Annotated in this window: 14 protein-coding genes and 1 pseudogene; 8 read left to right on the top strand and 7 right to left on the bottom strand. The window is 27.3% G+C overall.

All coding sequences use genetic code 11. The annotated features are described in order from the left end of the window. Window positions 1–4 precede the first annotated feature (4 nt). The 6 genes and pseudogenes from ACQY5W_RS03240 to bamD form a co-directional block, all read right to left on the bottom strand. Window positions 5–751 (bottom strand): annotated as a pseudogene (locus tag ACQY5W_RS03240) (methyl-accepting chemotaxis protein); the annotation flags it as partial. A gap of 739 nt (window positions 752–1,490) precedes the next feature. Continuing rightward, the gene (locus ACQY5W_RS03235) at window positions 1,491–2,756 is read right to left on the bottom strand and encodes a DNA polymerase IV (protein WP_428023506.1); all 1,266 of its coding nucleotides are present in this window, start codon (window positions 2,754–2,756) and stop codon (window positions 1,491–1,493) included. Between the two features lie 266 nt (window positions 2,757–3,022). Next, window positions 3,023–3,553: a rhomboid family intramembrane serine protease gene (locus ACQY5W_RS03230; RefSeq protein WP_428023505.1), complete on the bottom strand. Its 531-nt coding sequence runs from the start codon at window positions 3,551–3,553 to the stop codon at window positions 3,023–3,025. Continuing rightward, window positions 3,543–4,124, bottom strand: coding sequence for a hypothetical protein (locus ACQY5W_RS03225; RefSeq protein WP_428023504.1), 582 nt, complete (start codon window positions 4,122–4,124; stop codon window positions 3,543–3,545). The genes ACQY5W_RS03230 and ACQY5W_RS03225 overlap by 11 nt, the downstream gene beginning before the upstream one ends. Window positions 4,125–4,128: 4 nt before the next feature. Then, a complete protein-coding gene (gene lon, locus ACQY5W_RS03220; protein ID WP_428023503.1) occupies window positions 4,129–6,546 on the bottom strand; it encodes an endopeptidase La in 2,418 nt (805 codons plus the stop codon). A 29-nt stretch (window positions 6,547–6,575) separates the two neighbouring features. After that, the gene (bamD, locus tag ACQY5W_RS03215; protein WP_428023502.1) at window positions 6,576–7,244 is read right to left on the bottom strand and encodes an outer membrane protein assembly factor BamD; all 669 of its coding nucleotides are present in this window, start codon (window positions 7,242–7,244) and stop codon (window positions 6,576–6,578) included. Between the two features lie 91 nt (window positions 7,245–7,335). Here bamD and ACQY5W_RS03210 point away from each other — a divergent pair, with 91 nt between their 5' ends. The 5 genes from ACQY5W_RS03210 to ACQY5W_RS03190 all read left to right on the top strand — a co-directional run bounded on the left by ACQY5W_RS03210 (window position 7,336) and on the right by ACQY5W_RS03190 (window position 9,766). Next, window positions 7,336–8,103, top strand: a complete 768-nt coding sequence (locus ACQY5W_RS03210; RefSeq protein ID WP_428023501.1) for a pyrroline-5-carboxylate reductase — start codon at window positions 7,336–7,338, stop codon at window positions 8,101–8,103. Then, window positions 8,084–8,377 carry a hypothetical protein gene (locus tag ACQY5W_RS03205; protein ID WP_428023500.1) on the top strand — a complete coding sequence of 98 codons (294 nt, stop codon included), beginning with the start codon at window positions 8,084–8,086 and terminating at the stop codon, window positions 8,375–8,377. Before ACQY5W_RS03210 ends, ACQY5W_RS03205 begins: the two co-directional genes overlap by 20 nt. Further along, the gene (locus ACQY5W_RS03200) at window positions 8,334–8,711 is read left to right on the top strand and encodes a prepilin-type N-terminal cleavage/methylation domain-containing protein (RefSeq protein WP_428023499.1); all 378 of its coding nucleotides are present in this window, start codon (window positions 8,334–8,336) and stop codon (window positions 8,709–8,711) included. Before ACQY5W_RS03205 ends, ACQY5W_RS03200 begins: the two co-directional genes overlap by 44 nt. Continuing rightward, window positions 8,708–9,073 (top strand): hypothetical protein, encoded by a 366-nt coding sequence (locus ACQY5W_RS03195; protein WP_428023498.1) that lies wholly within the window; start codon window positions 8,708–8,710, stop codon window positions 9,071–9,073. Before ACQY5W_RS03200 ends, ACQY5W_RS03195 begins: the two co-directional genes overlap by 4 nt. A 72-nt stretch (window positions 9,074–9,145) precedes the next feature. Next, window positions 9,146–9,766, top strand: coding sequence for a MarC family protein (locus ACQY5W_RS03190; RefSeq protein ID WP_428023497.1), 621 nt, complete (start codon window positions 9,146–9,148; stop codon window positions 9,764–9,766). A gap of 13 nt (window positions 9,767–9,779) precedes the next feature. On the opposite strand, the gene rdgB is transcribed toward ACQY5W_RS03190, so the two are convergent. Next, entirely contained in the window at window positions 9,780–10,373 is a 594-nt protein-coding gene (gene rdgB / locus ACQY5W_RS03185) for an RdgB/HAM1 family non-canonical purine NTP pyrophosphatase (RefSeq protein ID WP_428023496.1), read from the bottom strand. A gap of 77 nt (window positions 10,374–10,450) precedes the next feature. On the opposite strand from rdgB, the gene ACQY5W_RS03180 reads away from it, so the two are divergent. The 3 genes from ACQY5W_RS03180 to ACQY5W_RS03170 are packed head-to-tail and all read left to right on the top strand — an operon-like array spanning window position 10,451 to window position 14,648. Beyond that, window positions 10,451–11,770, top strand: a complete 1,320-nt coding sequence (locus ACQY5W_RS03180) for an MFS transporter (RefSeq protein WP_428023495.1) — start codon at window positions 10,451–10,453, stop codon at window positions 11,768–11,770. Beyond that, on the top strand, window positions 11,767–12,411 hold the full coding sequence (locus ACQY5W_RS03175) for a transglutaminase-like cysteine peptidase (RefSeq protein WP_428023494.1): 645 nt from the start codon (window positions 11,767–11,769) through the stop codon (window positions 12,409–12,411). Before ACQY5W_RS03180 ends, ACQY5W_RS03175 begins: the two co-directional genes overlap by 4 nt. Window positions 12,412–12,422: 11 nt before the next feature. Further along, on the top strand, window positions 12,423–14,648 hold the full coding sequence (locus ACQY5W_RS03170; protein ID WP_428023493.1) for a bifunctional diguanylate cyclase/phosphodiesterase: 2,226 nt from the start codon (window positions 12,423–12,425) through the stop codon (window positions 14,646–14,648). The last annotated feature ends 58 nt before the right edge of the window (window positions 14,649–14,706 follow it).

Raw genomic sequence — 14,706 nt, 5'->3', positions numbered from 1 at the left:
TTCCTTAAAATTGCTTCATTTTAGCTTCTATTACCAATTTTGTTGCTAACTCTTGTATCTCTTTTGAAAGTTCAGAAACATTTCCTGCTTCACTAGCATTTTCTTGCGTTGCTTTATCTAAAGAAGTCACAGTAAAATTTATCTGTTCTATTCCACTCATTTGTTCTTTTGATGCACTACTAACATCATCTATAATATCTATAGTTCCAGAGATATGAGTATTTAATTCATCATAACCTTTTATCATATTATCAGAAATAATTTTCCCGTCATTTGCTTTTGTAGTTGCATTTTCAACTAAATTTTTTATCTCTTTTGCAGCTTCTGCACTTCTAGAAGCTAGATTTCGCACCTCTTGTGCAACAACAGCAAATCCTTTTCCAGCTTCTCCTGCTGTTGCTGCTTCAACGGCTGCATTTAGTGAAAGAATATTTGTTTGGAAGGCTATTTGGTCAATTATTGTTATTGCTTCATTTATTGCATTTACATGTTCATTTATCTCATCCATTGAAGTTGCTGTTTGAGAAGCTAATACCTGTCCATTTTTTACTGATTTTTTTACTGTTTCTCCTAAATCTGCCATTTTATTTGCATTTTCAGCATTATTTCTAGTAAGTGAAGTTATCTCTTCTAATGCAGCAGCTGTTTCTTCCAATGAAGCAGCTTGTTGATTTGCTTTTTTAGCTAATATATCCATAGAAGATGTCATATAATCAGAGTTTCGAGAAAGAAGTTCACCATTTTCTAAATTATTTTGAGCATTTGTAGATAAAGTATTTCTTAATATATTAACAGACTCCATTACTTCTCTTAACTCATGCGTTATTTTTTTATCAATTGTTACACTATTTTTATAATTATCATCTGTATATTCTTTTAATCTATCTTTAACATCTGTCATATTTTTTTCTAAACTATCTATCATAGTGTTTACAGTTTTAGCCAAAGTTCTAATCATAAAATTTTCAGTAGTTGATTTTACTTTACAGTGAAAAATTCCTTTTTGTATTTTGTCAAGTGACAAAATAATTTCACCCAGTACTTTCATATCTTTTTTTCGTGTTTCATCTATATGTTCAAAGTGAGAATTCATTTGTGCTAAGACAAAACCAATTTCATCTTTTTTTATATATTCTGCTTTTTGAACCCTATTAGTTCGATAAAACATAAAATCCATAATATCCATAAAATATTTATCAAGTCTTTCTACACCACCAACTATTCTTTTCATCACTGCTAAATTTGTATAAGCAACAACTAAAGCAAATATGATATTTACAGCTATTATTGCTACCAAATCAGAAGCTGCTAAAATTGTAGTAATTGATATAGTGGCAAAACCAATTTGAGAAATCAACATATTGATAATCATTCTTTTTTTTGTATTTATATTAGTGAACAATTTATTCCTTCATAATTTTTTTGAAATTTTATTATAACATTATTTGCTTCAAATAAATTATTTTTTTAATTCTTTTTATTAATATTATTTAAAGTTCTATAGCATTTTTAATAATATTAATACCATATTTGTCCCTTAAATCATTTATTTTACTTGCTAATTCCAAATTTTTTTTATCATTCTCATATTCAAAAATATTAAAACTATGATTATTATTTTCTACAAAATTAGATACTGTTAGATTTAACTGAATAATATAATGTGTTGGATGAATATCGATTTTTTTAAAAAGTAATAAAATAGCATCTTTAAAATATTTTTCATTGAATAACCTATTTGTATTTATATAATCTTTTGATTTACTTTTATAGTCATATCTTATTTTTAGAAAAAATGTTTGGGGAGTAACTTTTTCTTTAAATACCAAAAAACTAAGATATCTACACAAAATAACTATTCTTCTTTTTATCTCATTTCTATCTTGAACTGGGTCAAAAGTACGCCCTATTCCAATAGACTTTTTAGAATTTCTTGTAAGTGTTCGTTCCTTATCTAAACCTAAAATTCTATTATAAAGCTGGATTCCTGGCTTTTTCCAAGAATAAAAAAGCTCTTTTTTATCTCTTACTTGTCCTAATCTTCTTATTCCATTTACTAATAATCTTTTTTCATATCCTTTTCCAATACCTGGAAATGCAGAAATTGGTTTATCCTTTATATACTCATACACTTCATTTTGATATATAATTTTTATACCATCAGGTTTTGCATCATTTGTTGCAAGTTTTGCTATCCATTTTGTATTTGCAATACCAATTGAAATTGGTAGTTTAAAATTATTATAAACCTCTTCTTTTAACTCTTTTGCAAAGTCCAATATCTCTTTATCAGCAATATAACCACTTAAATCAATAAAAAATTCATCTATACTAAACTGCTCCACATGGGGAGTTTTTGTATATAAATATTTATTAAGTTTTTGAGATAAATCATGGTACAAAGTATAATCAGGAGGTATCATTATAAGATGAGGACAAAGCATCAATGCTTCACTTACACTCATAGCAGTCTTTACTCCATATCTTCTTGCTTCATAAGAAGATGTGGTGATTATCCCTCTAATTCGTCCGTTTGCATCTTTATAATACTCTTCAAAAGTGCCACTATTTTTACTTAAAATAGAACTTACAAAGGCACCATTATTTTCACTTATTACTTTTTTTATATTTGATTTATTATCAAATATTGAAAGGTTGCTTCGTCCTCCAACTGCAACAGCTTTTCCTATTAAGTTTTTATTTATGGTTCTATGTGCTGATACAAAAAATGAATCAATATCTAAATGAATAATCATAAAAGAATTATACAATATTTTATTACAAAATGAAATAAAATTGCAAAATGAAATATTTGACTTTAAAATTTATTTCTTGTATATTTTTATCTTTTAAAGGATAAAAAATAGAACCTTGTAGAAATTGTAAAAGTGAAATAGAACCAAAACTAAGACAATGCCCATATTGTGGAATACTTAATCCAACTATAAAATTAAAAGAGATATTTATTGGTATTTTTGTTGTTTTAGCAGTTATGAGTGTAGTTACTTATTTTATGAGTTAATTATCTTAAAAATTTTCCCATAAAATATCCAACTGCTAAGCCTATTAAGTGAGCATACCAAGCTACTGGCAATCCAATCAATACTGGTGCAATTGAGATTATTACAACCCAAGTTATTATACCCTTTCTTTGATAAGTATCAACAAGAGCAACATAACCTAAAAGTACACATAGTGCGCCTGATGCACCAACAAGGTTATGATTCATTCCCATCAATTGCATAAATGCAAAACTTAATAATGAAGTTAAAACACCACCAATAAAATAAAGAATAAGTAAGGTTTTTACACCCCTATATTTTTCAATTAAATTACCAAATTGAAAAAGTACAAACATGTTCATTAAAATATGCCCTACTCCACCATGGGCAAACATACTTGAAAGGGGTTGATACCAAAGGTTAGCTTCAAGAAAAAAAACATTTAATCCCAAAAATAAAGAGCCATTTTCCATATTAGTTTGAAAAATATACATCAATATAGTAACTAATATAATAAAGTTTGAAACTGTAATTAACTTATTATCTTGCATTGTGTTTAAAAGCCTTTATAATACAATCTATTCTATCTTTAATTTCATTTTTATCATACTGTAAAAACTCTGTTTCCACCATAAAAAGTTCTTTGCCATTTATTCTAAAAGAGCTTAAGATTTTTCCAGCATATGATTTTCTTTTTTCATCTTTTATTCTAGGGTCATTTTTATCATTTTCTATAATTTCATATTTTATATTTAAATATTTTACTGGGTTTTGTTTTTGAGTAATTGAAATAGATGATTTGAAAAACTCATTTGCTTCTTCAATAGAAATTTTATCTTTTAAATAAAACTTCCCAAATTTAGGTTTAATAAAACCTCCATTTAAAACATATAAACCACTTTCTAAATAATATTTTCCATCTTTTAACAAAGTTGGATTAGTAATAGCATCAAAAGTAAAAGTTTGTTTTTGACACTCTAAATTTGAGTTGATTCTTGGGGGAATTTTTTCTTTTGGACCAAACTTAGCATAAAGAGTCATCACTATTGAAATTATTACAATAGAAACCAAGGTAAAGAAATTATTTACAACTTGGCTAACTCTTCTATGCTCTCCTGTCATAAAATTATATTAATCCTTCTTTTAGAACATCTTCAATTCTATCTACAGGTTTGATTTCCATATATTTTTTAACTTCAGCAGGAATATCCTCTAAGTCTCTTTCATAATTTTTTCTTGGAATTAATGCTTTTTTCATCTTAGCTTTAAACCCTGCAATTAGTTTCTCTTTTAGTCCACCAATTGGTAGCACTTTTCCAGTAAGAGTTAATTCTCCTGTCATACAAACATCAGATTTAATCTCTCTATTACTTAATATTGAAGCAATAGTTAAAGCCATAGTAATACCAGCACTTGGGCCATCTTTAGGAGTTGCACCTTCTGGAATATGTAAGTGAATATCATATCTTTTATAAACTTCACTAGCTTCTAACTCGATATTTTCTTCTTTTTCTTTTACAGACATTGGAATAAGATTTTGATCAATTTTTAATTTACCTTCATCAATTAAAAGCTTAACGACAGAGTATGAAATTCTTGAAGACTCTTTCATAACTTCACCTAAGTTTCCAGTAACAACTAAATTACCTTTTCCTTTTAGTTTTATTGCTTCAGATTTTAAAACATCTCCACCAACTGCTGTCCAAGCAAGACCATTTGCTACACCTACCATATTTTTTTTATCTGCAGGGTCAATTTCAAATACAGGGTTATCTAAATAATGTTTTAAATTTTGTGTATTAATTGAAACTTTTTCAACACCTTCAGATAAAATCTTTTTAGCAGATTTTCTAAAAAGTTTAGCAAAAACACGTCTTAAATTTCTTACTCCTGCTTCTCTTGTATATGAAGAAATAATTGTTTCAATTGTAGGTTTACTTAAACTTACTTCACTTTTTTTAAGCCCATGTTTTTCCAACTCTTGAGGTATTAAATAATCTTTTGCAATATGATATTTCTCATTTGGAGTATAAGATGAGATTTCAATAAATTCCATTCTATCTCTAAGTGGTGCTGGTATTCTTCTTGCATCATTTGCAGTAGATACAAATATTACTTGCGATAAATCAATTGCAAAATTTAAATATAAATCTCTAAATTCATGATTTTGTTCAGGGTCTAAAACTTCAAGCATAACAGCAGTTGGATCACCTCTGTGATTTGCTCCTAGTTTATCTATCTCATCTAAAACCATTACTGGATTCATTTTTTTTGCATCAATTAATCCCTTTACAAGTCTTCCTGGCATAGCACCAACATAAGTTCTTCTATGACCTCTAAGCTCGTTTACATCTTCCATACCACCTAAAGCAACCCTTACAAGTGGTCTTTTTAACGCTTGAGAAATAGAATTAGCCAAAGAAGTTTTACCAACACCTGGAGGTCCTACAAAACATAAAACAGTTCCTCTAGCTTTTTCACTTTCAACTTCTCTTTGTTCTAAAAGTTGTTTTACTGCAAAATACTCTGATATCCTTTCTTTTGCTTTTTCTAAAGAATAATGGTCTTTATTTAGCTGTTTTTCCACCGCATCAACAGATATCTTTTCATCAGAATATTCTCCAAATGGTATATCTAAAACCTGCTCCACATATGACTGAAGAAGTGAAGCATCAGGTGAGTCTTGGTGCATACGAGATAATTTTTCAACTTGTTTTTTGGTCTCTTTAAAAGCATCTTTCCCCATAAAAGGTTTAAGTTTTTTTAATCTTTTTTTATAAGATTTTATCTCTTCATCTTTTTTATTTCCAGTTCCAAGTTCTTGCTGTATAGCTTTAATTTGTTCTTTTAGGAAATAGTCTTTATGTGTTTTTTCGATTTTAGAATTTACTTTTTGAGTAATATCTTTTTGTATTTTAAAATTTTCTATTTCTTTTTGGATTATCTCAATAATTGAAATTAATCTTGTCTCAATATCTGTTTGAGAAAAAAGTTTATAAGCTTGTGATTTTGTTACTTTTAAAACAGAAGATATTAAATCAGCAATTCTAACTGCATCATTATTTTCATCAATTGTTTTTATCAAATCAACTGGAAACTTTGTATTTATTTTTGATAATTTTGATACATTATCTCTAAGTATATTTAATACAGAAGTAACACTTTCTAGTGAATAAGGTTTTGTCTCTATTATTTCCACTTCACAAACTTCAGGATTGTCAATTTTAAATTGACTAATTCTTCCTTTTGCTAAACCTTGGAAAAGTACTTTTATTTTACCATCAGGTAAAGATACTTTTCTCATAATATTACCTATTACACCTACATCATAAAATTGACCATCAAATCTATCTTTACTCTCTTGACCATCTTTACTAACTGCTACTATTACTAATTTATTTTCATTTATTGCTTTTTCAACTGCACTAATATTTGTTTTATTATTTAAAAAAAGTGGTGCAATCATAAATGGGTATAAAAATACCTCATCTTCAATAATTAACGGTAATTCCTGTGGGAATTCATCATAACTTGTTAAATCCATTAAATTTATAACTCCTAAAATATTTTTTATTATTCAAATATATATCTATACCATGGAACATTTACTTCTTTTATTTCTTTTGGATCAACCCAATTTTTTGCTACTTTTTCTTCATAATATTCTGCAGCTTTTGGCTTGTCAATTCTCTTATACAAGTCTGCTATTTCTTTATCAAAAGAAGCTTTTGCCATCGCTAAACGTGCATTTATTGTTCCTACAAGTGGCATATATGGTGAATTTGGAAACTTAACCATAAACTCATCAATATCTTTTTGTGTTTGTGTAATTAGGTTTTGTTCTCTAAATTGAGAAGAAAAAGCTAAAAAGTTTGCTTTTATTTTTAAATATCTAAAATAATCAATACTTTTACTAACAGCAAATTTTTTAGTATATTCATCAATATAGAAATTTGCTAATTCATACTCCTCTTTTTCAATATGAGCATTTACTAATATTTGTAATGCTGTTGCAAGTAAAGGTGAATTTTTATGTTCACTCTCTAAAGAAATATATGAATCATCTGCACCTTCTAAATCTGCATTTGCAATTTCACTTGCAATTTTGTTGTACCAGTAAATAGCTGGTTGCCCATACTCTTTTGGACCTTTTTTAGAAGAACAAGATGTAAGAGTGAAAGCTAATCCGCCAATCATTACTAAACTCAAACTCTTCTTTATCAATGTGTTTAATTTAAGCATTATTACTATCCTTTTGTAAAAAGAAGTATTTTAACTAATCCTACCTTAGGAAATATTTGATATAATTTTAAAAACAAATTCAAGGCATAATATGAAAATTACATTAATTGGTAACGGAATGATGGCAAAAGCTTTAGCTAATGGTTTAGTTAAGAACTATAGTGTAGAAATTTTGGGTAGAGATGAAGATAAATTATTAAAACTAAAAAAACTAATACCAGAAATAGAAGTAAAAGTTCTTGATGATGATAAAGAAGATATTACAGACAAAAATATCATTTTTTGTGTAAAACCATATGCTTTACAAAGTGTTGCAGTTAGACTTGAAGGAAAAGCAAACTTATTTATTTCAATTTTAGCAGGTACTAAAATTGAGAGCCTTAAAAAACATATCTCTTCTAAATACTATATAAGAGTAATGCCTAACGTTGCTTCATCACTTAGAAAATCTATGACTACAATTACAGGTGATAGAGAAGTTAAAAACTTGGCAATTGAACTATTTAATTCTATTGGAAAAACTTTATGGGTAAATACTGAAACACAACTTGATATTGCAACAGCAGTTGCTGGAAGTGGTCCTGCATTTTTAGCATTAGTTGCTGAAGGAATAGCTGATGGTGCAGTTAAAGCGGGACTTGAGCGAGAATATAGTTCATATTTAGTACAAGGTCTTTTTGAAGGTTTTGCAGCATTATTAGAAAAAACTCATCCTGCTGTAATAAAAGACTCTGTTACAAGCCCAGGAGGTACAACTATTGCTGGTGTTTCTACGTTAGAAGAAGGTGGAGTAAGAAGTGCAATGATAAAAGCTATTGAAGATGCACACAACAAAGCAGTTGAAATCTCTAAAAAATAGTTTTATCTTTCTTGAAACTATTATTTCTTTAGTTGTTATATCTATTATCGTAAGCATATTTTTTAAATTAAATTACGATAATAGTGCCAACATAAAATTCCAAAATCTAAATAACATATCAAACAAACTTATAAAATCTGACTATCAAAATATGCAAATCTCACAAAAAGAACTAACTCTTTTAGAAAATGGTATTGAAAATAAACTTCTTGTAAATAAAATTACTTCCAATGAAAATGAAATCTCACTATATAAATATGAACTTATTAAATAAAAAATCATTTTCTCTTATAGAATTAATTGTATCGATTTTTATTATTTCACTTATTTCCATATATTCAATATATTTTTACAAAGAGATTTTTTTCAAAAATGAACAACTTTTTTTAGATGAAAAAACAAAACTTGAACTTCTTAATTTCAAACTATTTTTACAAAAAAATAAAAACTTTGATAAACTCTCATTCTCAAATCAAAAACTTTATTATGACGATGCTTTATTATTAAAAGAGGTAAATAAATATGAATTTATATCAAAAAATGACTATATTTCAATAAATCTTTGTTTACAAAGTAGAGTTTGCCAAGAAGTGGTTATAGCAAAATGAAAAAATCATTTTCACTATTAATTACCTTAATACTAATTACAATATTTTCATTTTTTACAATTTTTATAATTCAAACAAGGGCTTTGTCTATTTCAAATACTACAAACACTTATTTGCAAATGCAAACAAAATTTCATTTGGATTTTTTTAAACAATACATAAATAGTTTAGATTTAAAAACCAAATGCCTTGATACTTTATCTTATAATGAAGATATTTATAAAATATATGCAAATATAACATTTCAAAATAGTTGTACAAGTAACTTACCACAAGATGTTACAATAGATATTTTTGCAAGTTCAAAGAGTTTGAATAATGAAATAAATCTACACGAAAGAATTATCAAACATATAAACTAATTTAGGAGATTATTGTAGATTTAATTGTGCTTATTGTAGTATTCTAGCTTTAGTTTAGTATAAAGGTAGCAAATGGATTTTATTCAAAATTTTTTACAACATTCAATAACCTTCTTCGCTATCATGGATCCAATAGGTGTTAGTGCCATAGCCTTATCATTATTAAGTGAAAATATAACAAAAATTCAAATAAGTACAATCGCAAAAAAATCATCTTTGACAATAGTTATTGCTTTTTTTGTTGTTCTTATTACAGGAGATTTAGTTCTTAAAATATTTAGTATTAGTGAAAATTCATTGAAAGTTATGGGTGGAATTATACTTATAATGACAGCTATTACAATGGTAAATGGAAGTAGTAAAGAAAAAACACCTAGTGATTCTAAAATGGATGAAGAAAAAGCTATTATTCCCATAGGAATTCCTATTGCTTTTGGGACAGGACTTTTTACCACTATAATTATTTTCAAAAGCCAAGCTGAAAATTTTACGGATATTATTTCAATTGCTTTGGCATTTAGTATAAATGCTTTAATTTTCTATTTTGTTTTAAAAAACTCTATTTATATTAAAAAATATTTAGGAGCTATGGGGCAAAGTATTATTACAAAATTAATGGGATTAGTTGTAGGTGCAATTGCTATACAATTTATAGTTTCAGGTGTTGTTCATTTAGCGAAAAGTTATCTCTAACTTTTCCTAAATTTTAAGATAAAACTACTTCTAATACTTTTTTTGCTAGTTTCAAGGCCTTACTTCTGTGGGAAAACTCTTTTTTTATCTCATGATTTAATTCACCTAAAGTTTTATCAAAACCTTTAGGTATAAACATAGGGTCATAACCAAAGCCTTCATTTCCAATCTCTTTAGAAATAACACTTCCATACATCCAACCATGCACAGTATAAACTTCACCTTTATAAATAATACATATACAAGCTGTATAATATGCTGGTGTGATTTGAAGATTTTTTTCAAGTAATTTTGAAATTAATTTTGCATTGTTTTCTTTATCACTTGAGCCCTCACCTGCATATCTTGCAGAGTAAATACCAGGTTCATTATTTAGTGCAGGAACTGTAATACCACTATCATCTGATACTACGATATAATCTTCATTATTTAGTTTTTCATAAATTGCCTTTGCTTTTATAATTGCATTTCCTTTAAAGCTATTTGCATCTTCAATTATTTCCATATCACCAATTAACTCTTTAAAAGTATAAATCTCTTCATTTGGAAGAAGCTTCTTAAACTCTGAAATTTTGCCTTTATTTGAAGTTGCCAAAACTATTTTCATTACTTTCCTTATTTATGATTATATTAATCTATTTACTATATAATTTTTGCTTATTTTATCAAACTTCAGGATTATAAATGATTAAATCGATTATGCCATTAAGCGCAATTATTTCACTTAGATTTTTTGGTCTTTTTATTGTACTACCAGTTATCTCTGTTTACGCAATGAATTTACAAGGTGCAACAACGAGTATTGTTGGAATTATAGTTGGTGGATATGCGCTTACACAGATGATATTTCAAGTTCCATTTGGAATTATGAGTGATAAACTTGGAAGAAAAGGAACAATTATTGTTGGACTTATTTTATTTGGTTTAGGTTCAATACTTTGTTCTGTATCAACCGATGTTTTAACTTTACTTCTTGGAAGACTTATGCAAGGAGCTGGTGCTATTGGTGCTGTTGTAACTGCAATGATTAGTGACCTTGTAAAAGAAGAACAACGACCAAAAGCTATGGCAATGATGGGTGGAAGTATTGCAATGGCATTTGCATTTGCTATGATTTTAGGACCTACACTTGGTTCATGGTTAGGGGTTGAATCTCTATTTGTTCTTACAGCTGCAATTGCATTTTCATCTATTATAATTTTATTAAAAGCTGTTCCAAATCCTCCTAAAATAACACATACATACAATAAAAAAGGTGCTGTTACTTCTGTACTTTTTAATAAAAATCTTATCAAAATGAATATCACTAACTTTTTACAAAAAGGGTTTATGACTTTTGCATTTATGATTATCCCTATGGTATTAATAAAACATTACGAATGGGTAATGGCTGATTTATGGAAAGTTTATTTACCAGCTACTATTTTTGGAGTTTTTGCTATGGCTCCTGCAGCTATATTAGCTGAAAAAAAAGGAAAATTTAAAGAGGTACTTATTGCAGGTATTATATTTTTTGGAGTGTCATATTTGATAATTGGAACTTCATCTAGTCCTGTTATTTTTGTGATTGGTGTTGTTCTATTTTTTATTGGTTTTAATGTACATGAACCAATTATGCAATCACTTGCTTCAAAATATGCAAAGGTTCACCAAAGAGGTTTTGTTTTAGGTATTTTTAATTCATATGGTTATTTTGGTACATTTTTAGGTGGATTATTAGGTGGTGTATTTTTTGAAAAAGTAACTCTATTTGATATAGTTATCGCAATTGCTGCAATTTGTGTTGCTTGGGCAATTATGATTTTTACTTTACCAAATCCACTAAAAAAACAAACCGCATATTTAAATTTGAATGAATACGATAAAACAAATATTTCAAAATATGATAATAATGGTATAATTGATGAATGGTATGTAAATGATACAGAGAATTTGTTAATCATAAAGTATGATATAGAAAAAATTAGTGAAGATGAATTAAAAGGCTCTTTAAAAATAACATGAGAAAATATTTAATCGTTTGTTCTCTTCTTATTACTCTTTTAACTCTTAGCTTTGCAGTAAAAACATTTAATATTTCCCAAGAAAAATTGAATGAATTTACTGCAAAGTATGGTGAAGAAGCTGAAACAAGAGTATTAATTTGGGATAAAATGGTCGAAAATGCTAAATCAAAAGATATACTACATAAACTTAAAGATGTCAACGATTTTTTTAATAAAATAAAATATTCAACTGATATACAACACTGGGGTAAAAAAGATTATTGGGCTGCACCCTTTGAATTTATGGGGACAGGTGCAGGTGATTGTGAAGATTATGCAATTGCAAAATATTTTACACTTAGACAATTAGGTGTGCCAGAAGATAAACTAAGAATTACATATGTTAAGTTACTTCGACGTGGAACACAATATGAACAAGCTCACATGGTACTAACATATTATCACACACCAACTTCTACTCCAGTTGTTTTAGATAATGTTAATAAAACTTTAAAACTTGCCACTAAAAGACCTGATTTAAAACCAGTTTATAGTTTCAATGCACAAGGACTATGGCAAGCAAAAAACAAAGGTAAAACTTCAGAACTTGTAGGACAAAACAATCTAAAATCTTGGAAAGATTTAATGAGTAGAATTTAAAAAGGAAAAACATGTCTTTATCAAAACAACTTTACATAATAATATCTGTAATATTTTTTGCAATATTTGCAGGTAATTTTATTATTAGTGTTAAAAATACCAAAGAGTATTTGGAAATAGAATCAGCAACAAAAGCGCAAGATACTGCTACTTCTATAGGTCTTAGTTTAAAACCTCTGATTGGTGATAAAAAAGACCCTGAAATTGAAAGTATCATTAAAGCCATTGCAAACAGAGGATTTTATAAAGAACTAAGATTGGAAGATATTGAAATTTCTTTTACCAATGATGAGTTAATAAAAAATATAAAAGATTTAAATATCAATAACTATACATCAATTTCTGATGTAAAAATCGATCCAAAATATGGGAAAATAGAACTTCAAAAAAGTGGTGAACTTTTTGAAAATGCACTTGATTCCTTAGAGTCAGTATCAAAAGATGAAGTAATCACAGAAGATACCAAAACAAGTTCTAAATATCTATTTATACCAACTAAAGAGTACCAAAATGGTGGAATATTTGATGTTGAATTTAAACTTACAATTAATAAAAAAACAATTGATGCCACAGCACAATTAAACTTAAATAAAATCTTAGTAAAAGAGTATAGAGAAGAAAAATTTGATTTTGTTCCCCAATGGTTTATAAATCTTATTCAACTACATATGAAAGAAAAATCTAGCGAAATTAGTGATGGATGGAATAATGTTGCAACAATTTATGTAAGTGCAAATGCAGGTGATGCTTATGCAAAACTTTATGAACAAGCAAGAGGTGCAATTGCATACTCACTTATCGCATTTTTTATCTCTTTAAGCATTTTAGTAATCTTCTTACAACTTATTTTAAAACCTCTAAAAAATATAGAAAAACTTGCGATGAATATAGCTGTTGGTAAATTTGGTAGAATTGAAAAACTTCCACTAACAACTGAAATAAAAAACGTTGCAATTGCTATGAATGATATGTCTAGAAAAATTGAAGGAATAATTAAAAAACTTAATTCAAATATTGAAAATGTAACTAAAAAAATCTCACAAGATGGTCTTACAAAACTTGAAATGAGACAAACATTTGAAACTGATATGAAAAATATGTTTATTAGTAAAACGGATGGATATGTAATGAGCCTTAAAATTGAATCATTAGGTGAATTTGCAAGAAATAACTCAAACAGTGCTGTGGATAAACTTATAAAAGATTTTGCAAATATCTTAAAAAATTCAAATGAAGTATTTAATTTCGATATAAAAGCATATAGATTTTTTGGTTCAGAATTTGCAATGATTGTAAAAAATTGTTCACAAGATGATATTAAAAAGTTAGTTGTATATTTAAAATCAAAATTTGATGAAATCTCAAAAGAGATAAAAATAGCAAACCTATCAAATATTGGGGTTACTATGTTTAACCAAATAGGAACAACACCAGAAATGTTAAGTGCAGCAATAGAAGCACGAGAATTGGCAAAACAAGTTGGACCAAATGAATTTGTTGTAAGAGATGCAAATGATTTAGCAAGAGATATGGAATCATGGAAAGAATTAATTTTTGATATTATAGATAACTCTAAATTCAATGTTGGATTCATAAATAATGAGTACCTTTTAAATGGCAAAGATGAAGGAAAACTTATTATGCAAGAAGCTTTTACTTCTGCAAATGATAAAAATGGAAATCCTATTCCAATTGGAACATTTATTTCTATTGCTGAAAAATATGAAAAAGTTGTAGATTTTGATAAAGCAGTTGTAACAAATGTAATAAAACATATCCAAGAAAAAAATATAGAAAACAATATTTCTATAAATCTATCACTTGATTCAATTGTAGATTTAAGTTTTATTAACTGGTTAAAATTTACCCTTGAAGTTAATGCTGCAATTGCACATAAATTAGTATTTTCAGTTACTGCATATGGAGTTGCAAAAGATATTGAGAAGTTTAAAATTTTTGCTAAAGCTATAAATCTTTGGGGAGCTAAAATTATTGTAAAAAGATTTGAATCAAAATTTATTCCTTTAGAGAGTATAAAAGACTTAAATCTTGACTTTATTAGACTTGCTAGAGATTATACAAATGGTATATCAAGTGATTCAGGAAAACATGCCTTTGTTGAATCAATTCAAGACTTATGTAACTTAATTAATATAAAAGTACTTGCAGAAAATGTTAAAGCAGATGATGATTTAGAAAAAGTTAAAGAGTTAGATTTATACGCAGCTAGCAGATAAATGCTATAATTGTAAAAAATATTAATTTTTGATTAATATTTTTTACTTATAATTTCTC

Origin of the sequence: Arcobacter sp., assembly GCF_050300555.1 — a bacterium.
In the GTDB taxonomy this organism is placed as follows: domain Bacteria; phylum Campylobacterota; class Campylobacteria; order Campylobacterales; family Arcobacteraceae; genus Arcobacter.
Note: the sequence above shows the minus strand (reverse complement) of the source record. Positions and strands in the feature narration are given on the sequence as shown.